The 22207-nt window shown below is 39.2% G+C and carries 20 protein-coding genes and 2 tRNA genes; 13 read left to right on the top strand and 9 right to left on the bottom strand.

From position 1 onward, the window contains the following. Nucleotides 1-21: 21 nt before the first annotated feature. Nucleotides 22-501, bottom strand: coding sequence for a leucine-responsive transcriptional regulator Lrp (gene lrp / locus I6F42_RS03555; protein ID WP_007582985.1), 480 nt, complete (start codon nucleotides 499-501; stop codon nucleotides 22-24). A gap of 142 nt (nucleotides 502-643) precedes the next feature. On the opposite strand from lrp, the gene ald reads away from it, so the two are divergent. Next, nucleotides 644-1765: an alanine dehydrogenase gene (gene ald / locus I6F42_RS03550; RefSeq protein ID WP_010552621.1), complete on the top strand. Its 1122-nt coding sequence runs from the start codon at nucleotides 644-646 to the stop codon at nucleotides 1763-1765. A 119-nt stretch (nucleotides 1766-1884) separates the two neighbouring features. Here the strand turns inward: ald and pssA are convergent, their stop codons facing one another. Continuing rightward, a complete protein-coding gene (gene pssA, locus I6F42_RS03545; RefSeq protein WP_197150929.1) occupies nucleotides 1885-3210 on the bottom strand; it encodes a CDP-diacylglycerol--serine O-phosphatidyltransferase in 1326 nt (441 codons plus the stop codon). 287 nt (nucleotides 3211-3497) lie between these two features. Here pssA and trxB point away from each other — a divergent pair, with 287 nt between their 5' ends. From trxB to infA, 4 genes are all read left to right on the top strand, one after another. Then, nucleotides 3498-4448: a thioredoxin-disulfide reductase gene (trxB, locus tag I6F42_RS03540; protein ID WP_008168643.1), complete on the top strand. Its 951-nt coding sequence runs from the start codon at nucleotides 3498-3500 to the stop codon at nucleotides 4446-4448. A 97-nt stretch (nucleotides 4449-4545) separates the two neighbouring features. Beyond that, nucleotides 4546-5262 carry a leucyl/phenylalanyl-tRNA--protein transferase gene (gene aat, locus I6F42_RS03535; protein ID WP_024594164.1) on the top strand — a complete coding sequence of 239 codons (717 nt, stop codon included), beginning with the start codon at nucleotides 4546-4548 and terminating at the stop codon, nucleotides 5260-5262. Continuing rightward, nucleotides 5255-5959 carry an arginyltransferase gene (locus I6F42_RS03530; protein WP_197151122.1) on the top strand — a complete coding sequence of 235 codons (705 nt, stop codon included), beginning with the start codon at nucleotides 5255-5257 and terminating at the stop codon, nucleotides 5957-5959. The genes aat and I6F42_RS03530 overlap by 8 nt, the downstream gene beginning before the upstream one ends. Nucleotides 5960-6049: 90 nt before the next feature. Further along, nucleotides 6050-6268 (top strand): translation initiation factor IF-1, encoded by a 219-nt coding sequence (gene infA / locus I6F42_RS03525; RefSeq protein WP_002962494.1) that lies wholly within the window; start codon nucleotides 6050-6052, stop codon nucleotides 6266-6268. Nucleotides 6269-6481: 213 nt separating this feature from the next. Here the strand turns inward: infA and clpA are convergent, their stop codons facing one another. Then, nucleotides 6482-8743 (bottom strand): ATP-dependent Clp protease ATP-binding subunit ClpA, encoded by a 2262-nt coding sequence (clpA, locus tag I6F42_RS03520; RefSeq protein ID WP_007585108.1) that lies wholly within the window; start codon nucleotides 8741-8743, stop codon nucleotides 6482-6484. Between the two features lie 94 nt (nucleotides 8744-8837). Beyond that, on the bottom strand, nucleotides 8838-9146 hold the full coding sequence (gene clpS / locus I6F42_RS03515; protein WP_007585109.1) for an ATP-dependent Clp protease adapter ClpS: 309 nt from the start codon (nucleotides 9144-9146) through the stop codon (nucleotides 8838-8840). Nucleotides 9147-9355: 209 nt separating this feature from the next. Here clpS and cspD point away from each other — a divergent pair, with 209 nt between their 5' ends. Continuing rightward, entirely contained in the window at nucleotides 9356-9574 is a 219-nt protein-coding gene (gene cspD / locus I6F42_RS03510; RefSeq protein ID WP_002962500.1) for a cold shock domain-containing protein CspD, read from the top strand. A 525-nt stretch (nucleotides 9575-10099) separates the two neighbouring features. Next, complete coding sequence (locus tag I6F42_RS03505; protein WP_197150923.1) at nucleotides 10100-12322, top strand: NADP-dependent isocitrate dehydrogenase; 2223 nt, start codon at nucleotides 10100-10102, stop codon at nucleotides 12320-12322. 283 nt (nucleotides 12323-12605) lie between these two features. On the opposite strand, the gene I6F42_RS03500 is transcribed toward I6F42_RS03505, so the two are convergent. From I6F42_RS03500 to I6F42_RS03485, 4 genes are all read right to left on the bottom strand, one after another. Then, nucleotides 12606-13853: an amidohydrolase family protein gene (locus I6F42_RS03500; RefSeq protein WP_169044776.1), complete on the bottom strand. Its 1248-nt coding sequence runs from the start codon at nucleotides 13851-13853 to the stop codon at nucleotides 12606-12608. A gap of 12 nt (nucleotides 13854-13865) precedes the next feature. Further along, nucleotides 13866-15248 carry an amidohydrolase gene (locus tag I6F42_RS03495; protein WP_197150922.1) on the bottom strand — a complete coding sequence of 461 codons (1383 nt, stop codon included), beginning with the start codon at nucleotides 15246-15248 and terminating at the stop codon, nucleotides 13866-13868. Between the two features lie 100 nt (nucleotides 15249-15348). Then, nucleotides 15349-16134 carry a hypothetical protein gene (locus I6F42_RS03490; RefSeq protein WP_007585117.1) on the bottom strand — a complete coding sequence of 262 codons (786 nt, stop codon included), beginning with the start codon at nucleotides 16132-16134 and terminating at the stop codon, nucleotides 15349-15351. 123 nt (nucleotides 16135-16257) lie between these two features. Then, complete coding sequence (locus I6F42_RS03485; RefSeq protein WP_197150921.1) at nucleotides 16258-16950, bottom strand: DUF445 domain-containing protein; 693 nt, start codon at nucleotides 16948-16950, stop codon at nucleotides 16258-16260. Nucleotides 16951-17075: 125 nt separating this feature from the next. Between I6F42_RS03485 and I6F42_RS03480 the strand changes: the two genes are divergently transcribed. After that, nucleotides 17076-17948 carry a fructosamine kinase family protein gene (locus tag I6F42_RS03480; protein WP_101163040.1) on the top strand — a complete coding sequence of 291 codons (873 nt, stop codon included), beginning with the start codon at nucleotides 17076-17078 and terminating at the stop codon, nucleotides 17946-17948. Between the two features lie 103 nt (nucleotides 17949-18051). Continuing rightward, a complete protein-coding gene (locus I6F42_RS03475) occupies nucleotides 18052-18255 on the top strand; it encodes a CPXCG motif-containing cysteine-rich protein (RefSeq protein WP_008166246.1) in 204 nt (67 codons plus the stop codon). Between the two features lies 1 nt (nucleotide 18256). Here I6F42_RS03475 and I6F42_RS03470 read toward each other — a convergent pair whose 3' ends face one another. After that, complete coding sequence (locus I6F42_RS03470; RefSeq protein WP_007585130.1) at nucleotides 18257-18883, bottom strand: riboflavin synthase; 627 nt, start codon at nucleotides 18881-18883, stop codon at nucleotides 18257-18259. 128 nt (nucleotides 18884-19011) lie between these two features. Here I6F42_RS03470 and I6F42_RS03465 point away from each other — a divergent pair, with 128 nt between their 5' ends. The 4 genes from I6F42_RS03465 to I6F42_RS03450 all read left to right on the top strand — a co-directional run bounded on the left by I6F42_RS03465 (nucleotide 19012) and on the right by I6F42_RS03450 (nucleotide 21797). Then, complete coding sequence (locus I6F42_RS03465; protein WP_007585131.1) at nucleotides 19012-20382, top strand: MATE family efflux transporter; 1371 nt, start codon at nucleotides 19012-19014, stop codon at nucleotides 20380-20382. After that, nucleotides 20363-21409, top strand: a complete 1047-nt coding sequence (locus tag I6F42_RS03460) for a DUF3080 family protein (RefSeq protein WP_231616294.1) — start codon at nucleotides 20363-20365, stop codon at nucleotides 21407-21409. The genes I6F42_RS03465 and I6F42_RS03460 overlap by 20 nt, the downstream gene beginning before the upstream one ends. 113 nt (nucleotides 21410-21522) lie before the next feature. Beyond that, a tRNA-Val gene (locus I6F42_RS03455) sits at nucleotides 21523-21599 on the top strand. A gap of 121 nt (nucleotides 21600-21720) precedes the next feature. After that, nucleotides 21721-21797: transfer RNA gene (locus tag I6F42_RS03450), tRNA-Val, on the top strand. Nucleotides 21798-22207: the final 410 nt, after the last annotated feature.

The raw sequence follows: 22207 nt of genomic DNA, 5'->3' as shown, positions 1-22207 counted from the left end.
ACGCAGCTAATATAAATAACCTTAAGTAATATAAGGACGAATAATTACGCCTTCTTCACCTTTTACTTCTTCCATTACTACATAAGTTCGGCTTTCACTAACGTTAGGCAATTTTAATAATATGTCACCTAATACACCACGGTATTCTGACATATCATTTACGCGCGTTTTAAGTAAAAAATCAAAATTACCCGATACTAAATGACATTCGATAATTTCTTCATGCTTTTTAACGGCCGCACTAAACTCATCAAATACGTCGGGAGATGTTTTAGTAATTGTTACTTCTACATACACCGATAAACCTTGCCCAAGCTTAGCTGGATCGACCACTGCTTTATAGCCAAGTATGTAGCCTTCTCGTTCTAGCTTTTTCACTCGCTCCAGACAGGGCGTGGCGCTTAGGCCAACTCGTCTGGCCAGTTCAACATTTGAAAGGCGTCCATCGTGCTGTAATTCCATTAAAATTTTACGGTCAATTCTATCTAATAACTGATGCATAGTGCCAACTAGTTTTTTATGCTGTTTATTTTTGTTATATAGATGATAACACTAGATTTGACTTTAAAAAAGGTGAGACACACGGGCTTATGATGAATATAATAGTGAAAAATGTTAATCCGTTCTTAATAAGGCAAATGATATGATTATTGGTGTTCCTAAAGAAATTAAAAACCATGAATACCGTGTAGGTATGGTTCCTGCGAGTGTTCGTGAATTAGTAAACCACGGTCATCAAGTGATTGTAGAAACTGATGCAGGCATGGGTATTGGTTTTACTAACGAAGATTACACGCTAGCGGGTGCTGAGATTTTAGCAACTGCTGCTGACGTTTTCGCTAAAGCAGACATGATTGTAAAAGTAAAAGAGCCACAAGCTGTTGAACGTGCAATGCTACGTGAAGACCAAATTCTTTTCACTTACTTACACCTTGCACCTGATCTTCCACAAACTGAAGACCTTGTAAAAAGCAAAGCTATTTGTATTGCATACGAAACTGTAACTGACTCTCGCGGTGGTTTACCGCTTCTTGCTCCTATGAGCGAAGTTGCTGGTCGTATGTCTATTCAAGCTGGTGCACAAGCGCTAGAAAAATCTAACCACGGTCGTGGCATGCTACTAGGTGGCGTACCAGGCGTTGAAGCGGCTAAAGTTGTTATCATTGGCGGCGGCATGGTTGGTCGTAGTGCAGCGCAAATGGCTGTTGGTCTTGGTGCTGAAGTTGTCGTTCTTGACCGTAACATCGACGTATTACGTGCACTAGACGCGCAATTTGGTAATAAAGTTAAAGCTATTTACTCAACTGCTGATGCTCTAGAAAAACACGTACTAGAAGCTGATTTAGTAATTGGTGGCGTACTAATCCCAGGTGCAGCTGCACCTAAACTAGTAACTGCTGAGCACATTAAAGCAATGAAACCTGGTTCTGCAATTGTTGACGTTGCAATCGACCAAGGTGGCTGTATTGCTACTTCTAAAGCAACTACGCATGCTGATCCTACTTTCATCGTTGATGAAGTTGTTCACTACTGTGTTGCTAACATGCCAGGTGCTGTTCCACGCACATCTACGTTTGCACTTAACAATGCAACATTGCCTTTCATCATTAACCTTGCAAACAAAGGTTATAAAAAGGCGTTACTAGATGACGCTCACTTCTTAAAAGGCTTAAACGTAATTAAAGGCCAAGTAACTTACAAAGAAGTAGCAGAAGCGTTCAACATGGAATATGTTGACCCACGCACAGCGGTAGAAAACGCATAATTTAGCGTTTTGTAGTTAGGTTGGTATTAAGTAATGTAGCTACCTAACTACAACCCATAAAAAAAGCAGCTAATTAGCTGCTTTTTTTGTATTTAAATTTCAGATTTATATAAGCTTATTTAGATAAAACGCTTAATTATAAAATCTACTTTTACGCGCTTAGCTTGGCCAAGTAGTTTTTTAACTGGCTGCGGGTAATCATCCATTGTTTCTAAATCATCTGGGCCAGTTAAACGGCGGCAGTGTTGTAAAATTTCCTGCTTTTCGTTATCAATAGCATCCATAATTGTTTGCTCTGGATCTTCTATTAAAATACCGTTTTCGATATCAAGACCCCATGCACGCGGATTTAAGTTATGCCCGCTCAGTAAATGCTTTGTTCTATCTGAACAAATACCTTTTAAATGAAACGAATTGCTTTCATCTTTCCACAGGTACACATTTAAATTACCGTTATCGATATGACGCTTTTGCGTTTTTACAAATTTATGCAAAATAGTTTCGTATAAATAAGGTAATGCCCCTATTTTACTAAACGGCTCGCTTGGCGGTAAATAAAAGTCATTTGCTGTTTTATCGCCTACAACAATAGTCACTTGCTTGCCTTGCTTTAATAATCGGCGCAGCGATCGCATAAGCGGTGCCGGAAAATTGAAGTATGGCGTATACAACACAAGCTCTTGCTCTGTTGTATCAAATAACGCTTTTATTAAACGATTTAACTCGTTATTGCGACGCCCGAGTCCTAAAAACAAGCGAATACCTAATGCTTGCGTATTTAGCTGCTCTGCTGCGTTGTAACTTGCGACTTTTAAATCACGCATTAATTGCTTTTGATCAAGCTTAAAGTCGTGCAAACGCTTAAGCGGTCGTGTGTCTATGCGTGGCACAGCAACAGAGCTAATTAGCTTTGTATCAATAAAATCAACTACTGAGTCACACAGTTCGCTCTGCGTTATTAAAAAGTAGCGATCGAGTCTGTAGCGTTCGTTATGCTGCAAGTACACGTTATTTAAACTTGCGCCGCTGTAAAGTAAGGTGTCGTCAATTACAAAACCTTTTAAATGCAATACGCCAAATAATTCTTTAGCTTTTACAGGTACGCCATAAACTTGTACGTTCGATTTAAACTTTTCTAAATCGTCACAGTATAAACTTGCGTTACCGTCTGATTTATCAGCGCCAATTAATCCACGTTGCGCGCGATGAAAATCCACCAGCACTTTTACCTCAAGTGCCGGGTTTGCCAATGACACACGATGCAGCGCTTCTAAAATTTCGCGACCTGCTTCGTCATCTTGTAAATACAACGCAGTAATATAAATTCGTTTTTTTGCGTTCGCTATCAAGCGTAGCAATTGCGTTCGGTAATCTTGCGCATTGGTTAAGACGTTAACGTCTTTTGAAGTCAACCCGAATGCGGGTTTTTCCTGCCAAAATAACATAGTTGCCTATTTGCTTAGGTCACATAATCTATCAGTGACAAATAAAATTAGGTAAAACATAACAAAAAAAATCAAAGGGGTCATGAAATAACGCTGTTTTGTTGCCTGTTAGTCTATTTATTGAGCTACTTAGGCATTTTAACTGTAAAAGCACAGAGCTCTAGTACACAATACTGCACAGCTTTTCGATTTGATAAAAAAAATAATCGCGGATTTTGTTTACATCTGCCTTGTTTTTCTTAGAATCGAGCGCATTAAAGACCGTATTAAACGTTTAGGAAAAAATAATGACTGAAGCAAAACATTGTAAGCTACTAATTTTAGGCTCTGGCCCAGCTGGTTATACTGCCGCAGTATATGCAGCACGTGCAAATTTAAACCCTGTTTTAATTACAGGCATTCAACAAGGTGGCCAATTAACAACCACAACTGAAGTTGAAAACTGGCCTGGTGATGCACACGGTTTAACAGGTCCTGCGTTAATGGATCGTATGAAAGAGCACGCTGAGCGCTTTGAAACTGAAATCATATTCGATCACATCAATAAAGTAGATGTATCTAAGCGCCCTTTCACATTAACTGGCGACCAAGGTACTTACACATGTGATGCATTAATCATTGCAACGGGTGCTTCTGCTAAATACTTAGGCCTAGAGTCTGAAACTAACTTCCAAGGCCGTGGTGTTTCGGCATGTGCTACGTGTGACGGCTTTTTCTATAAAGGTCAAAAAGTAGCGGTTGTTGGTGGTGGTAATACAGCGGTTGAAGAAGCGCTTTACTTATCTAACATTGCTGACGAAGTACATGTTATTCATCGTCGTGACAGTTTCCGCAGTGAAAAAATACTTGCTGACCGCCTTGCTGAAAAAGCAGCAAACGGTAACGTTGTAATGCATTACAACCGCACGCTGGACGAAGTATTAGGCGACCAAATGGGCGTAACCGGCGTTCGTATTAAAGATGCACACTCTGATGCAACTGAAGAGCTAGATTTAGCAGGCGTATTTATTGCTATTGGCCACAAGCCAAATACTGATATGTTTGTTGGTCAACTAGAAATGAAAGATGGCTACTTAGTTGTAGAGTCTGGTCTTCACGGTAACGCGACTCAAACAAGCGTAGAAGGCGTTTTTGCTGCAGGTGATGTGTCAGACCACATTTACCGTCAAGCAATCACATCTGCGGGTACAGGCTGTATGGCTGCCCTTGATGCAGAGCGTTTCTTAGATAATTTATAAGCAATTAAATAAATTATTATAGGGCTGATTATTCAGCCCTTTTTTTATGCCTAAAATATAGTTACACTTTTAAGATAAATTATAAAATAAGTACTGTATGAGAAATCAGCTATACCAATTAAGCGAAAACGATATAGCATTCCCCAATCCGGAATACGCATTAGAATCCCCTGATGGCTTGTTAGCAATTGGCGGAGATTTGAGTTTACCTCGCCTAAGTAATGCCTACAAAAGCGGAGTATTCCCTTGGTTTAGTGAAGATGAGCCTATTATGTGGTGGTCTCCCAGCGAGCGAGGCATTTTTGAGCTTAATGATTTTCATATAAGTAAGAGCCTGCGTAAGCATTTAAAAAAGCACCCTGTAAGAGTAACCATTAATAATGCCTTTGAAGAGGTGATAGAAGCCTGTCGCGATCAACGCCTTGATACCGATGGCACTTGGATCACCTCTGACATGCTCGACGCTTACGTTAATGCACACAATGCTGGCATTGCACATAGTTTAGAGGTGTGGAGTAACGGAGAGCTTGCAGGTGGCTTATACGGCATTATGCAAAATGGTGTTTTTTGTGGCGAGTCGATGTTTCATCATCAAACCAATTGCTCTAAGCTTGCTATGTGGGCACTGGTAAATTGGCTTAAACGCCATAATGCACATTTTATTGATTGCCAGTTAGAAAACCCTTATTTAATGACCCTGGGTGCAAAAGTAATCCCCCGTTCCACATTTTTGACTAAACTAAAAGCTGCACATAACTATACTGTTAACCCTATTATGTGGGAGCCACAAGAACTTGACGCAATCTATGAATGAGCAACTTCCTGCACGTGTTGGTTTAACCCAAGAGTTTGACTGTAGTTATTTACCCAACAGACAAGAGCAACTTTTAGTTATTCTTGATCCCAGTTGCTACAGCACCGATAAATTTGAGTCATTATTAGGCTTGGGATTTCGTCGCAGTGGTAACCAAATATACCGTCCGCACTGCCCAATATGCAGCGCATGTAGTTCTGTACGTGTATTAGCACAAGACTTTATGCCCTCAAAATCGCAAAAACGTAAACTAAACAAAGCAAAAAGCCAGTTTGAAGTGAAATATTCAACGCAAGAGCGACCTGAGTACTATCCGCTTTATAGCAAGTACATAACGATGCGTCATCAGGATGGAAGTATGTATCCTCCTGAAAAAGAACAGTTTCAAAGTTTTTTGCTTTGCAGTTGGCTCAAGATCGCATTTATTGAACTGTGGCACCAAGATACTTTAGTCGCGGTTGCCGTAACTGATTGTATGAATAGCGCTATTTCTGCAATTTATACCTTTTTTGACCCCGACTTTGAACACTATAGTTTAGGCTCTGTGATGATATTAGAGCAGCTAAAGTTTGCAAAAGAGCAAAATAAGCAATACGTGTACTTAGGCTATCAAATTGATGAATGCGACAAAATGAAGTACAAAACTCAGTTTTTACCTGCTCAAAAACAGCTCAATGATGAGTGGGTGGCTATTTAATTTGCAAATATAGCCCCTGCGCCTTTACTTATTGGAGTATTTTGGGCAAAATCTGCAGCGTTTAACTATTAAAGAGGTGTTACGCTAAACATGGCGAAAGAAGACGTAATCGAAATGCAAGGGACAGTCCTTGATACTTTACCAAATACAATGTTCCGAGTTGAGCTAGAAAATGGTCACGTAGTTGTGGCTCATATTTCAGGCAAAATGCGCAAAAACTATATCCGTATTTTAACCGGCGATAAAGTAACGGTAGAAATGACTCCTTACGATTTATCAAAGGGTCGTATCGTATTCCGTGCTCGCTAAGTAAGTGCGTAAACGAGATTTAGTTTTTGGCTAGTGTTTTACTAGCTTTAAGCGTTTATTAAATGTAATTGATAGACATTGACTAGCAATTACATTTAATAAACAAAAAGCCCAGTTTTTACTGGGTTTTTTGTTGCCTATAAAAAGGGCAAAAAAATGGCCCGCTATTATGTAGCGGGCCATTTTATTTAACTAAATTATTTAATTAACGTTTTACGCTGGTGTTAAATTACTCTCGTAATCAAAGCGAATCTTCTTGTCTTTAACTGATACTTTAACCGTACCGCCATCAACAAGTTCACCAAACAGTATTTCGTTAGCTAATTGCTTTTTAAGCTCCTCTTGAATAACACGTGCCATTGGACGTGCACCCATTGCTTTATCGTAGCCTTTATCTGCCAACCACTCACGTGCTTTAGACGTAAGCTCAAGGTTAACTGATTTTTTATCAAGCTGCGCTTGCAGTTCCACAATAAACTTATCAACCACCAGTAAAATAACTTCACGTTCAAGGTGATTAAACCAAATGATGTTATCTAAACGGTTTCTAAATTCGGGTGAAAATACTTTATTAATTGCACCCATTGCATCGTGCGTATGATCTTGCTCTGTAAAACCAATCGACTTACGGGTGGTTTCTTGTACGCCCGCATTGGTAGTCATTACAACCACTACATTTCTAAAGTCAGCTTTACGGCCGTTATTATCGGTTAACGTACCGTGATCCATAACCTGTAGCAAAATGTTGTAAATGTCTGGATGCGCTTTTTCAATCTCATCTAAAAGTACAACAGCATGTGGATTTTTAATAACTGCTTCTGTTAATAAACCACCTTGCTCAAAACCAACATACCCTGGTGGAGCACCAATTAATCGACTAATTGCATGGCGTTCTACATATTCCGACATATCAAAACGAATAAACTCAACACCCATACATTTAGCAAGTTGCTTAGTTACTTCTGTTTTACCCACACCGGTAGGCCCTGCAAACAAAAACGAACCTACTGGCTTTTCTTCGCTCGATAAACCAGAGCGAGATAAGCGAATAGCTGATGTAAGCGCATCAATAGATTGATCTTGCCCAAACACGAGCATTTTAAGGTTACGGTCTAAATTTTTAAGCGTTTCTTTATCTGTCGACGAGACGCTTTGCGCTGGGATACGTGCCATTTTAGATATAATTAGTTCTATATCTGCCACGCCAATGGTTTTTTTACGTTTAGAGCTAGGTTGCAGACGCTGGCTTGCACCGGCTTCATCAATTACATCAATTGCTTTATCTGGCAAGTGGCGCTCATTAATGTATTTAGCACTGAGTTCTGCAGCTGCTTTTAGTGCTTTTTGAGTGTAACGAATGCCATGATGCTCTTCGTAACGCTCTTTTAAGCCGTTTAATATTTTAGTGGTATCGGCAACACTTGGCTCAAGTACATCAATTTTTTGAAAGCGACGTACTAATGCACGGTCTTTCTCAAAAATATTTTTATACTCGTTGTAAGTTGTTGAACCCATACAACGTAGCTTACCACTTGAAAGGAGTGGTTTAAGCAAGTTTGATGCGTCCATAACACCACCAGACGCCGCGCCGGCACCGATTATGGTATGTATTTCATCAATAAATAAAATAGAGCCTGGCTCAGCTTGCAGCTCTTTTAGTAAGCTTTTAAAGCGCTTTTCAAAGTCGCCGCGGTATTTAGTACCCGCAAGCAATGCACCCATATCTAGCGAGTACACAACAGCATCTGCAATTACTTCTGGTACTTGCTTATTAACAATGCGATACGCTAAGCCTTCAGCAATTGCTGTTTTACCAACGCCCGCTTCACCAACAAGTAATGGGTTATTCTTTTTACGACGACACAATACTTGTACCGTGCGCTCTACTTCGCTGTCGCGTCCGATCAGTGGATCAATGTTACCTTCACGAGCTTGAACGTTTAAGTTAGTTGTAAAGCTATCTAGCTTGCTTGCTTCTTCATTTTGAACTTCTTGCACTTCATCATGAATATCGTCGCTGTCGTTGCCTAATTCATCATCTGCTTTAGAAATACCATGCGAAATAAAGTTAACGATGTCTAAACGCGATACATCATGCTTTTTAAGTAAATATACAGCTTGGCTTTCTTGCTCAGAAAAAATAGCAACTAGCACATTCACGCCAGTGACTTCATTTTTACCTGACGATTGCACATGGAACACAGCGCGTTGTAATACACGTTGAAAGCCAAGTGTTGGCTGAGTTTCACGCTCTTCTTCTAAATCTGGAATGACGGGTGTTGTTTCGTCAATAAATTCTAATAATTCGGTTTTTAAACCAGAAATATTAACACCACACGCGTTTAGGGCTTCTCCTGCAGAAGGATTATCTAACAGCGCAAGTAAAAGGTGCTCTACGGTCATAAACTCATGACGGCGAGTGCGCGCTTCACGAAACGCGGCATTTAATGTGAGTTCTAAGTCTTTGTTTAGCATTGGCAACCCCTTACTGAGATAATAATTTATACCACAACAATCGGATGTTTGATCACCCTAATTGGTATTTATACCAATTGTATTAAATTGGTATTTATTCCTGCTCACAACTACAAAGCAGTGGATGCTCGTTATCACGCGCGTAGCGGTTAACTTGTTCAGCTTTAGTGTGGGCTACGTCAGCGCTGTAAACACCACATATACCCTTACCTTTTTCATGAACCTGAAGCATCACGTCGGTTGCTCTATCGCTATCCATATTAAAAAACGTCGTTAAAACTTCTATTACAAAGTCCATCGGCGTGTAGTCGTCGTTATTTAAAACAACTTTATATTTTCGCGGCGGCTGTAGCTTTTGCTTTTCGCTGTCGCGAACTGTATCGATAACACCTGAATCTTTCATACCACTCATAATTAAATATAGTCTTGTCTTTGTAACTCAAGCAAACTTGAATAAAAAATAAATAAAATGTTAAAAAAATAACTCAAAACACTTGACTGGTTGGCTAAATAAACTACAGTCAAACGTAGATTGATTAAACCTTAGTCAGTCTAGCAAATAATACAATTTAGAATAACTAAATTAGTCAACTTATTGAAGGATGTAGAAGTATGGCTTGCGGTAAAGTTAAATGGTTCAACAACGCTAAAGGTTTTGGTTTCATCGTAGAAGACGGCTGCGAGAATGATATTTTCGCTCATTACTCAACAATTGTAATGGACGGTTATAAAACACTTAAAGCTGGTCAAGATGTAACATTCGAATTAGAACAAGGGCCTAAAGGTCTACACGCTAAAAATATTGCCCCAGATGGTGACATTATTGAGTGACTATTGTTTTGTTCGACTAAAGCGAGTGACCTTTTAAGATCCTCGCTTAATTCCTTAAGCATACTAACTTATCTCTTCTCCCCTATTTATTGCCTCTTTTCATTCAAATTCAACCCTTTTCCTTGAATTTATTTTATATACCCCAATGTTCTAAGAGTTGATTGTTTAACTGCTTATTGGGCATGCTCAACCTCTAGCCCTTTTTATTTAAGCTTGTTACACTCTTGGTGCTAAAAATTGCGTATTAACGCAGCAACTAATCCAACTTGTCGCCTCTTTTATATGTACTAGGCTAAAGGCTGATTTATTTTTGTTAATTTTTTAGCTATAAATACAATTCCAGTTCGTCAGGTGTGACTATTCTGCTTTTATAAAAGAGCAACGCTGAGTACCAACACCTAACAAACTATTCATTACGAGCGTATGTATTCATTAACTTGTTTAATAATATGTACTCACTCATTAGTAATGATTTTCTTTGCATTGTTGAATAAGACCTTTTCGGTCTACTATCTAGGAATGATGATGACATCAAAAATTATCTATACAAAAACGGACGAAGCTCCGGCACTAGCAACTTACTCGTTGCTACCGATCATCCAAGCATATACAAATGCGGCCGGTGTTGAAGTTGAAACTCGCGATATCTCATTAGCAGGTCGTGTAATTGCTAGCTTCCCTGATTATTTAACACAAGAACAACGCATTAGTGATGCACTTGCTGAACTTGGCGAGCTTGCTAAAACACCAGAAGCAAACATCATCAAATTACCAAACATCAGTGCATCTGTACCACAGCTTCGCGCTGTAATTAAAGAGCTTCAAGCAAAAGGTTACGCTCTTCCAGAATACCCTGTTGAACCTAAAAATGATGAAGAAAAAGCAATTCAAGCTGCTTACGACAAAATCAAAGGCAGTGCAGTAAACCCAGTACTACGTGAAGGTAACTCAGATCGTCGCGCACCAGGTTCTGTAAAAGAATATGCACGTAACAACCCACATTCAATGGGTGCGTGGAGCAAAGATTCAGAGTCTTATGTTGCAAGCATGAGCGAAGGCGACTTCTTTGGTTCAGAAAAGTCTGTAACTGTTGATACAGCCACTGATGTACGTATTGAACATGTTGCAACTAACGGCGACGTTTCTGTACTTAAACAAAGCACGCCTCTTTTAGCTGGCGAAGTTATTGATGCATCAAGCATCAGCGCTTCTAAGCTTCAAGCTTTCTTAGCTGCTGAAATTGACGCTGCTAAAGAAAAAGGTGTTTTATTCTCGCTTCACATGAAAGCGACAATGATGAAAGTATCTGATCCAATTATCTTTGGTCACGCTGTAAAAGTATTCTACAAAGATGTATTTGCTAAACACGGTGAGCTTTTTGAAGAGCTAGGTGTTGATGTAAATAATGGTTTAGGCGATGTATATTCTAAAATTCAAACATTAGACGATGCTAAGCGCGAAGAAATCGAAGCAGACATTCAAGCTGTTTACGCTAGCCGCCCTGCTATTGCTATGGTTGATTCTGACCGTGGTATTACAAACCTACACGTACCAAGTGACGTGATCATCGATGCTTCTATGCCTGCTGCAATCCGTTCAAGCGGTCAAATGTGGAATAACGATGGTAAATTACAAGACACTAGCTTTGTAATTCCAGATCGTTGTTACTCAGGTATTTACCAAGCAACTATTGATTTTTGTAAAGTGAATGGCGCGTTTGATCCAACAACTATGGGTAGCGTACCTAACGTTGGCCTTATGGCTCAAAAAGCTGAAGAATACGGTTCACACGATAAAACGTTTGAAGCTAAAGCAGATGGTTCTATCCGTGTTGTTGATGCAAATGGTAATACATTACTTGAGCACAGTGTTGAGCAAGGCGATATTTGGCGCATGTGTCAGGTTAAAGACGCACCAATCCAAGATTGGGTTAAGCTTGCAGTAAATCGTGCACGCGCAACAGGCGTTCCAGCTATTTTCTGGTTAGACGAAAACCGTGCACATGATGCAGAGCTAATCAAAAAAGTAAATAAATACCTACCAGATCACGATACAGCTGGCCTAGATATTCAAATTTTAGCACCGCTTGAAGCAACATTGTTCTCACTAGCGCGAATTAAAGAAGGTAAAGACACTATTTCTGTAACAGGTAACGTTTTACGTGATTACCTTACAGATTTATTCCCAATTTTAGAGCTAGGTACGAGTGCTAAAATGCTTTCAATTGTTCCACTTATGAACGGTGGTGGATTATTTGAAACTGGCGCGGGTGGTTCTGCACCTAAGCATGTTCAACAATTCGAAAAAGAAAATCACTTACGTTGGGATTCTTTAGGTGAATTTTTAGCACTTGCTGCATCTCTTGAGCACCTAAGCGTAACTACGGGTAACAACAAGGCACAAGTTCTTGCTGATACGCTAGATAAAGCGACTGGTAATTTCCTTGCAGAAAACAAGTCTCCTTCACGTAAAGTGAAAGAAATTGATAACCGTGGTTCTCATTTCTTCCTATCTTTATTCTGGGCACAAGAACTTGCTAAGCAAAATGATGACAGTGAACTTAAAGCACAGTTTACTCAAATTGCTAGCGACCTTGAGTCTAATAAAGAACAAATCGTAAGTGAACTTAACGATGCGCAAGGCCCTGCAGTTGATTTAGGCGGTTACTTCCAGCCTAACGATGATGCAGCCTTTAAAGCGATGCGTCCAAGCACTACATTTAACGATATTCTTGCTAAATTAGTATAAATATTGGTTTAAATTTAAAAGCCGCTTACTTGTAAAAGTAAGCGGCTTTTTTATGTCTAAATTTTACAAACAAAAAGGCCGCTATTTATAAAATAGCGGCCTTTAAAATAATCAAATTTATCTTAATTATTTAGTATCATACCAATTCGCTTAATTAAGTGATCAACTTTGAGGCAAGAAAATCTTGTCGATAACAAGGCAAAAATTTCGTTATTTAGTTGCTCTATATCAGAAATTTTTAACGCAGTTACCGTCAGATTTAATCCCTCAAATTGATTAAGTATTATTGCGGGTTGGTATATGCACGTGGCATTTTTGAATCAGTCGTATAACGGTCACGCAGTTTATCTTGGCGAGATTGTGTAGATACCTCAACGCCATTAATAAACATTTTGCTCACGTGGCTGCTTAGTTCAAACGGGTCATTACTCCACATTACTACATCAGCAGCTTTACCTACTTCAAGGCTACCTGCATTAATGCCAAATACATCAGCAACGTTTGATGTAACCGCTTTTAACGCACCTTCTTGGCTCATACCATACGATACTGCATTACCAGCATCAAAACGCAGCTGGTAAATGTTGTGGCTTGCATCTCCACCTACCGTTAATAATACTTTAACGCCTGCTTTTTCTAGCACACCTGCATTATCTAAACTCGCATGAAGCGAATCAAAACTTGCTGGTAAGCTGTCCATTGCACTAATAATCACTGGGATATTTGCTTTAGCAACGCGCTCTTTAACTACAACAGCGTCTTGTGCGCCGTTAAGTACTAAGTTAATACCAAATTGCTCTTTTACTTTAATAAGCTCAATAATATCCGCCGCACGTGATACGCCAACCACTAATGGCATTTCGCCACTGAGTACTTTTGCCATTACTTTGTCTTCAGTACTTGGCTTGTCGTCATCTTTTTTAGCTTTTTTACCGGCTTTCGTTTTGTGCTCATCAAGTTTATTAATCAGTGTTTGCAAAGTAAAAGCACGAGAGCCTTTACTGCGCTCACCTAAGTAAACGATTAAAGCCGCTTGTTTTTGCATGTCGCTATCAAAACTACCACTTAAATCAACAACACTTGCAAGGCCTGAAAAAATGCTATCACCACCATGAGGGGTAATTACATCGCGCGTTACACCGCCTTTACGAGCGTAAGGGATTAAGCTCGAATGCGCGTTGTAAGCAAGACTTACGTCAAAATCAATACCGGCTTTTTCCTCGCCTGCATCGCGAGAGCCTGCAACTGCACTTACTTCAACTAAACCAAGTTGATTAATACTTGCAATAAAGCCAGGGGTTACAATTTGGCCCTTTGCATCAATAATTTGATCTACTTTAATTTCAGTTGGGTTAATCGCTGTGATTTTACCATCTGTCATTACAATGCTTGCTGCTTCTAATACACCTTGATCAGATGACGTATGTAATGTTGCATTAATAATTGCTAGCGATTGTGCGCTTACAGCACCAGATGCTAATAATCCTGCAGCAACCAGAGAAAGCGAAAACGAACGTGATAAATTTTTCATTCTGGGTGCTCCTTATTGTTGACCTAACATAAAATCACTTGTTGCTTGATACGCGCTGTCGTTTCTATCGTAAACTTTTGCACCATCAACAAACACTTGTTCAGCTTTAGCATAAACACTAAATGGGCTTTGATTCCAAATAACAACATCGCCCTGCTTACCCGCTTCTAGTGAACCTGTTTTGTCATCAATACCTAGCGATTTAGCAGCGTTAGCCGTGATCCATTTAATAGCGTGTTGCTCAGAAATATCAAAACCGTTTTCGTTAGCACGGTACATAACCTTGCCAGCTTCTTGGTTTAAGCGCTGAATAGTAGTATCTGAATCTGAGTGAACAACTGCACATGAATTTTTAACAGCATCAACAATAGCTACGTTTTCTTGAACCATGTCGTAGGCTTCCATTTTGAAACCCCACCAGTCTGGCCAAAGTGCAGCACACGAGCCATTTTCGGCAAGTAGGTCAGCAATTTTATATGCTTCTACACCGTGATGGAATGTACCCGCGTCGTAATTAAATTCTTTTGACAGGTCAATCATCATTGCCATTTCTTCAGCTTTATAACAATGATTATGAATACGTACTTCGCCTTCAAGCACACCACGAAGCGTATCGTGTTTAATATCACGTACAGGTGCTTCTGGGTTTAAACCTGCTTCATAATCGGCATCGTATTTATCCCATGCACGTTTGTACTCAGCGGCTTCAGCCCACGCCATACGGTAACCTGCCATATTACCCATACGAGTTGAAGGCAATACACCTTGACGACCATAAACTCGTTTAGGGTTTTCACCACACGCCATTTTTAAACCATACGGTGCTTCTGGAAATTTCATGCCTTGCATAGTGTGTGCAGGGACGTTTTTAAGCGTAACGCCGCGTCCACCAAATAAGTTAGCTGAGCCTGGTAAAATTTGTAGAGAAGTAATGCCGCCTTCGCGTGCACGATTAAAGCCTGGATCTTGTGGCCAAACAGAATGCTCAACCCACACTTCTGCAGTGTTAGGGCTTGTCATTTCGTTACCATCTTGATGCGACTCAACCGAAGGGCTTGGGTATGCACCTAAATGTGAATGTACGTCAATAATACCCGGTGTTACCCATTTGCCTTGTGCATCAATTGTAATATCAGCAGTAGCAGCTAAGTCTTTACCAACTTGTTGTACTTTGCCGTCAACAAGTAATACATCAGCCTCATCTAAACGCTCACCAGTACCTGTAAGTACTGTTGCATTTGTAACAAGTGTGCTTGATGTAGAAACGGGCTGATAAGTGCTTGGGTAAGGATTTTTGTTGATTGTTATTTTATCGTCTTGCGGGCCGTTTTCTTGGCAACCTACAAGTGCAGCAGCTAAGCCAACTGCTAATAAAGAAGGTGCAAATTTTTGCATGTTGTTTGGATCTCCTGTTTTTTTGCTACTTTAGCGAAAGCTAAGGAATAAAGCCAAAAAAACAGGTGAAAACGCAGTTAATTAAGATGAATATCTGTAATTATTTCTTTATATAATTGTTATACAACTTTTCAAGCGCACCTTCGGTTGTAAGCGATGGATCTTTACTAATAAAGTGCTTAACCGTACGCGTTACAAAATCAGAGTTTTGCTTATGTAACTTAGAAAAATCTTTAATAATTGTATTACCGTCTTTAGCCGCTGTCACTTTGTCATGACGGTGACGATACTGGCTCAATGCTTTATTAAAATCACCTTGGTAGTCTTCAACCAAAATTTTATAAAAGTCACTTTTTTGTACGTTTAAATCATTAATGCAGTAATTTAAAGCCTCTTTAAAGTCGGTAAATATCATGCCTTCTACATCAAACTCTTTTGTTTTTTCACGTACTGCTACTTTGGCATCTTCAGTGGCATAGCTAAAACCAGTAAACGCTAAACGCTCAGCGGCTTCTTTACCTAATTTCATACCCGCTTGAATACTATGCGCAAACTCATCGCTCATATCGCCAAGTTCGTTTTCTTCCCACATGTTATAAACACGCAGAGGTTTTGCGTATTTAGTGGCAAGCTTTTTCTTCATTTTAGTGAAACGCTCATCAATCGTCATCAGCCTTTCGTTATGTAAAAGTGCATGACACTCATAACACGCAGGAATGGATATAAAATCAGCTTCTTCACCTAAATCAACAATGCTTTGTAGCATATGCAGCGGCGGACAATGGTCGCGCTCTGTCGCTTCACAGCCACAATAAAAACACTGGTTAAAATGCTGCTGATCGCAAGCGTATGCTTGCTGATAATAACTGGCTAACGTTTTGCTCACCGTTGCTCCTAAAAAACACGACTAAATTATGGGGGCGATAATAACAGCCTGAAAAAATAAGTCAGCCGCAAAAAAGCATTTAATTTAATTATTTTACAGATATCACTTAACACAAAACAGCGCTTAAATAAGCGCTGCAATTAAACCGAATAAACCACCAAACACACCACCCCACACTACAAGCCACCCTAAGTGCTCGCGGATCATGGTTTGAATAATCTCTTTGACCATTTTTGGGGTAAGCTCATCTAAGCGCTCATCAACTAATTTAAGCACCGTTTTATGTAGACTCTCTGCGCTATTACCTTGTGAGAGTGTTTGGCTTACTAATGCTTTAAAATCGTCAGTTTGGGAAATCTCACTAAGCGACAATTGCATTTTTTCAATAAACTTTTCACGCATTGGCTCTATTGCCGCTGTGCCACCAAACATCCCTAACATGCTACCAAACTGTGACTCTTCAATAACGACAAGTAAATTGTCGAATGCAGGGTTTAAATCAACATTGCTAATTATTGGCTCAAAATCGATATTGGGCTGCGCTTTATTGAGTAAATTATTAATTTTTTGCTCTGAAAAAAACTCCGTTAATATTAGGTTTCTAATGGCGACTTTAAAGCTTTCAAACTTAAGCGCTATAACGCCTGAGCCATATAAAAACGGGACCTTTTCGAACAACATATGAATCGCTAATAAATTAGTTACCGCGCCAGAAAGTGCAAATAAACCAACTGATAACACAATTGCTTGGTTAAATATAAAACCTACAACAACACATAAACCCGCTAGCAAATTGGTTATTAAACTTTTGTTCATTTTTACTCCATTACAGTAAGTGTAATTTTTATGCAATATAGTCGTTAATTTTACAACGTTTAGATTGTTAAATTAATACCTTTTTGCCATAGTTTAAGTATCTGCTTAAAAGGCGAGCAATTGTTATGTGGAAAACAGTAAATGAGCACATCAGCCAAGCCATTAATTTTGACTTTAAACACACCTATAAACGCCAATTACAAAGTACAAATACCGACAAACTATTTCATATTACCAATGGTACGCATAACTTCTTCGTTAAAATAGCATTAAAAAGCGAACTCGAGCGTTTAGAAAGTGAATTTATTGGCTTAAAGCTTTTAGCGCAAAATAGTAATTTTAAAGTCCCTGAATGTATTACAACCGGTGCAAATATAGAGTTTTCGTTTATTGTTTTACAGTGGCTTGTTTTAGATAAACAACCCCACAACACGTGGGCAACTATGGGAAGCAGCCTCGCTAAAATGCATCAAAAACACGACCAAGCCATGTTTGGTTTTGATGTAGACAACTATATAGCCACTACCATACAACCTAATCGCTGGCATAAAAAATGGGATGTATTTTACGCCGAAGAACGTATAGGGTGGCAATTACAGTTACTCGCTGAAAAAGGCATTAACTTTATTGAACCCGAGCGCTTAATTAATGCCGTTAAAGAACAGCTGCATAGTCATCAAGTTGAGCCCTCATTACTGCATGGCGATTTTTGGCGAGGAAATATGGGCTTTTTAAAAGCAGAGCCAACGGTATTTAACCCCGCTTGTTATTATGGTGATCGGGAAGTGGATATTGCAATGAGCGAACTATTTGCGCCACTGCCAAAAGATTTTTATAGCGCCTATAACCAGCACTACCCGCTTTCTCAAAATTACGAAAAACGTAAGTTAATATACCAGCTATACCCTATTTTAAATCACGCTAACATCTTTGCCGGTCACTATCTTACTGAAGCTAAACAACATATAGAAAAACTGGTGTTTGAAGGTATAAAATAAGTGTCATAAGCTGCATTTCAGCACTATATTTAATGAGTAAGTAGGCGTTCATCTGTAAGCGATTAAGTTGAATCTAACTTAATTATTTATAACTGGAGTGATTATGAAAGATTTTTTATCACAACGAATAACGTGCCCACACTGCGGACACCACATACATTTAGACTTAGACGCAAGCATGGGCGATCAAGACTACATAGAAGATTGCACTGCCTGCTGTAACCCAATTCATTTAAATATGCATATAGATCATGCTAACAATAAATTAGAGCTACACGTAGACAGCGACGACGAACAAATATTTTAACTTAAGCCTGATGGCGTAAGTAGTTTTCTACCGTATTTACAATAGTGTAAGTTTGCTGATCAACTTCAATATTAAACTTGTCACCCACTTGCGCTGCACCAATGTTTGTAATGGCGAGCGTTTCCGGAATTAGGTGTAACCAAAAACCTTGTTCATCAACTTCGCCCACGGTTAAGCTTGCGCCATTTATCGCAACAAACCCTTTATATAACACATACTTTTGCCACTCTTTTGGCAAGCTGAGTTGTATTTTGCAGTTATTCTCAAGCTTCACTATTTGAGAAATTTGTGACGTACAATGAATATGCCCAGACACTATATGCCCACCTAGCTCAGTACCAAACGTAACAGAGCGTTCGTAATTAACTAAACTACCTAACTCAAGCAGTCCTAAATTAGTTAACTTTAGGGTTTCGTCAATCACATCAAAATGCACTTGCGCTACCACATCGTGATTACTTAGCTCAACTTGCACAACTGTTAAACAACAGCCATTAATAGCAATACTTGCGCCTAAATCTAAATGCTTAACGTACTCATCGCTCACCGATACAACTAAGCGTAAAACACCGTCTGTTTGAGTCTTAGAGACCACCGTAGCTTGCGTTTGCACTATTCCTGTAAACATAAAATCACTTTAAATTATTACAAAGTGCTAGTTTAACGTATCAACTCATAAAATCATTCACTACTGTGATTTTTATTTAAACCCCAATAGATTACAATTACGCCCTATTTTATCAACTAGCTGTTTTTATGACCTTTTGCAATTGGGAAGCCAAGCGTTTACTTTCCCTCGCTTTACCTGTTTTTTTAGCGCAAGTTACACTTATTTTAATGTCGGTCGTCGACACAATTATGGCAGGTCAAGTTAGCCCTACTGACTTAGCTGCACTGTCTATTGCAACAGGAATATGGAACCCATTATTACTTGGCCTTCAAGGCATTTTATTAGCGCTTACCGGTATTATTGCGCAGTTTTCGGGTAGTGATGACCGCAAAGGCATTAGCCACTATTTTCAACAGGCGCTTTATTTAACCGCTATTTTGAGCTTTACAGGCTTTGGAATTGCCCATTTAGCAGATGCTATTATTTTTAAGCTCGATACAACGCCTGCAATTGCAAACCTTGCCATTGACTACATTCACTTTGTGAAATGGGGTGTATTTGGATTTTTAATTTTTACGGTATACAGAAACGTTACCGAAGGCATGGGGATGACCAAGCCTGCATTTTATATAAGCCTATTAGGTTTAGCTGTTAATATTCCGGTAAATTATATTTTCATAAATGGCTTATTTGGTTTTCCTGCTTATGGCGGCGCAGGCTGTGGCATTGCCACTGCAATTGTTTTAACTGTTATGGCAATAGCGCAAGTCACTTACTGCCAAATGAGTAAAAAAGTAGATGCTAAAGGCCTGCTTTCATCATTCGAAAAACCTAATTTCACTACCATTGGTATTATTACTAAGTTAGGTATACCAATTTCACTCGCCACCTTTTTTGAAGTCACTTTATTTGCCTGTATACCGCTATTTATAGCGCATTTAGGTGCAGTAGCTATATCAGGGCATCAAATAGCAGCCAGTGTAACTACATTGCTGTTTATGATGCCGCTGAGCCTATCAATCGCTATCAGCATTCGTATAGGTAACTTATACGGCCAAAAGAACATGACTCAATTAAAAGTTGCGGTTTCTACCAGCTATATTTTAGCCATTGCTGTGGCGTTATTTTTAGCGCTTATTACGTTTGCCGGTCGTGATTTAATTAGCCAACTGTATACCGACAGCCCCGCTGTTATGGCATTGGCTTCATCAATTATGATTTTAGCGTGTATTTACCAATTACCTGATGCACTGCAAGTTGCAGCAAATGGCATACTTCGTGGGTTAAAATACACCACGCCTATATCGTATATTACGTTTATATCGTATTGGTTAATCGGCTTTTGTTTAGGTTACGTATTGGCAAGAACAGACATAATTGTGCCAGCTATGGGGCCACACGGTTTCTGGACTGGGATAATAGTAGGTCTTAGTGTCGCTGCTATTTTATTAATGCTAACGGTAAAAAAACGTCTAAAATATGAATTTCTTAAAATTGATGCACTCAATCAAAACTAATAAACTCAGCCTTAAAACATTACCAGCTGCTTTGCTGGTAATGTGTTTTTTAACACTTACTGGCTGCAACAAATCACAAAGTAGTATAAACGTTACTTATATTGAACGCTTAAGTAGTACAGTTGATACAAGCCCAACACAGCCTGCGCCACTCAAGCAACTCCCCTTACTGCAGCCTACCCCAATAGCACAAAGTGACTTAACACTGAGCATTGTTGAGCTTGCAGGCATTAGCCAATGTAAGCTTAACGTGCTTATAAGTGAGCACAATAACCAATTAGGAAAAACCGCCAGCGCTGCTGGGCAATTAAAATATCAAATAAACTTTATTAAAAGTGCGCAGGTTTGCTTAAACACGCTTGATAAAAATAGTCCTAGTTACACAAAAATACTCGCAGCCAAAAACTACAAAGAAACACACCTAATGCACTTTTTTAACACCATGTTATTTAAAGAGCCTGAGCTAAACCGTACCTGGCAACTTACCTCAAACGAGCTTACTACTGAACCCGCTGGTTTTAGTAATACCGTAATTGCGCTAAAGCAACTTGTACTCATTAAGCAACAAATTAAGGCTAAAGAATTTAGTGAAATTAATAGCGATTCTATTTTTAGTGCACTCGAGCAGCTTAATAAATTTCAATTTAACCAAGCACTCATTCAATCGGTCCGCAAACAGGTAGTGTTAAATAACAACGCCACGCAGTTTGTAAAAACATTAAACTTTAATACGCTGTGCCCTCAGGATAAAAATAATAAAAACGCAAAAATCATAAGCAACGTATTTCAAAAGTTTTACCTAAAAGAAATTCAGCCCTATCAAGCGCAGTTAACTGGTTATCTAGAGGCACTACAACCGCTTTATAATGAGCTTTGGTTTAACGAAAGTATCTCAAGCCCTCAAATTAATAACTTAGTCAAAACGGACTCGACAAGTAACTTACTGAACTTACTAAAAAGCTCAGCTAAAAAACATGTGGTTTGGTGGCAAGTATTTTATAAAACGTGTGAAATAAGCCCAATATGAATAAAAAAACGGCAAATAAACTCAAAAACAACAAACTTGCTTGATTCACTAACCGCCACGCTATATATTAGCCGCCGTTGTTAAGCAATTAACACCTACTTAAATAAAGTAATACGACTGTAGCTCAGTTGGTTAGAGCACTACCTTGACATGGTAGGGGTCGGTGGTTCGAATCCACTCAGTCGTACCAACATTAATGAAACGTATAATTGAAGGAAAGAGCACTACCTACTCTTGACCACCCGGTCCAAAGGTCAGTAGTTCGAATCCACTCAGTCGTATCAAAATTTAAGTAAAACCTCAAAAATTGTACGACTGTAGCTCAGTTGGTTAGAGCACTACCTTGACATGGTAGGGGTCGGTGGTTCGAATCCACTCAGTCGTACCAATTCAAAGTAATAAAAAACCAAAGAAAAAGCACTACCCACTCTTGATCACCCGGTCCAAGGGTCAGCAGTTCGAATCCACTCAGTCATACCAGTTCACAACAATAATAAAATACCTCAAAGAAAAAGCACTACCCACTATTGAACACTCAACTTCAACAGTTAATCATTAATTAACGATCGCTTACAACCAGGTTATAGCTTTATTTCTTGTAAATTATCCTTGTGAGTTTTGTTGACATTTCATGATTAAAATTCATTCAATTTACGGGGGGGTAATCGTGCGCGATTTGTAACCTATTGGGCTCGGTAACGGCTTCTGCGTTACTCTGATGGCTTACATTCTTGTAAGAATAAGTAAAAATCGAGTAACAAAGAGTCAATAACCGCACTGTATAGGCGATGTTTTGAT

Origin of the sequence: Pseudoalteromonas sp. SWYJZ12 (assembly GCF_015864395.1) — a bacterium.
GTDB classification, from domain to species: domain Bacteria; phylum Pseudomonadota; class Gammaproteobacteria; order Enterobacterales; family Alteromonadaceae; genus Pseudoalteromonas; species Pseudoalteromonas arctica.
This window is presented reverse-complemented; position numbering and strand designations above follow the sequence as displayed.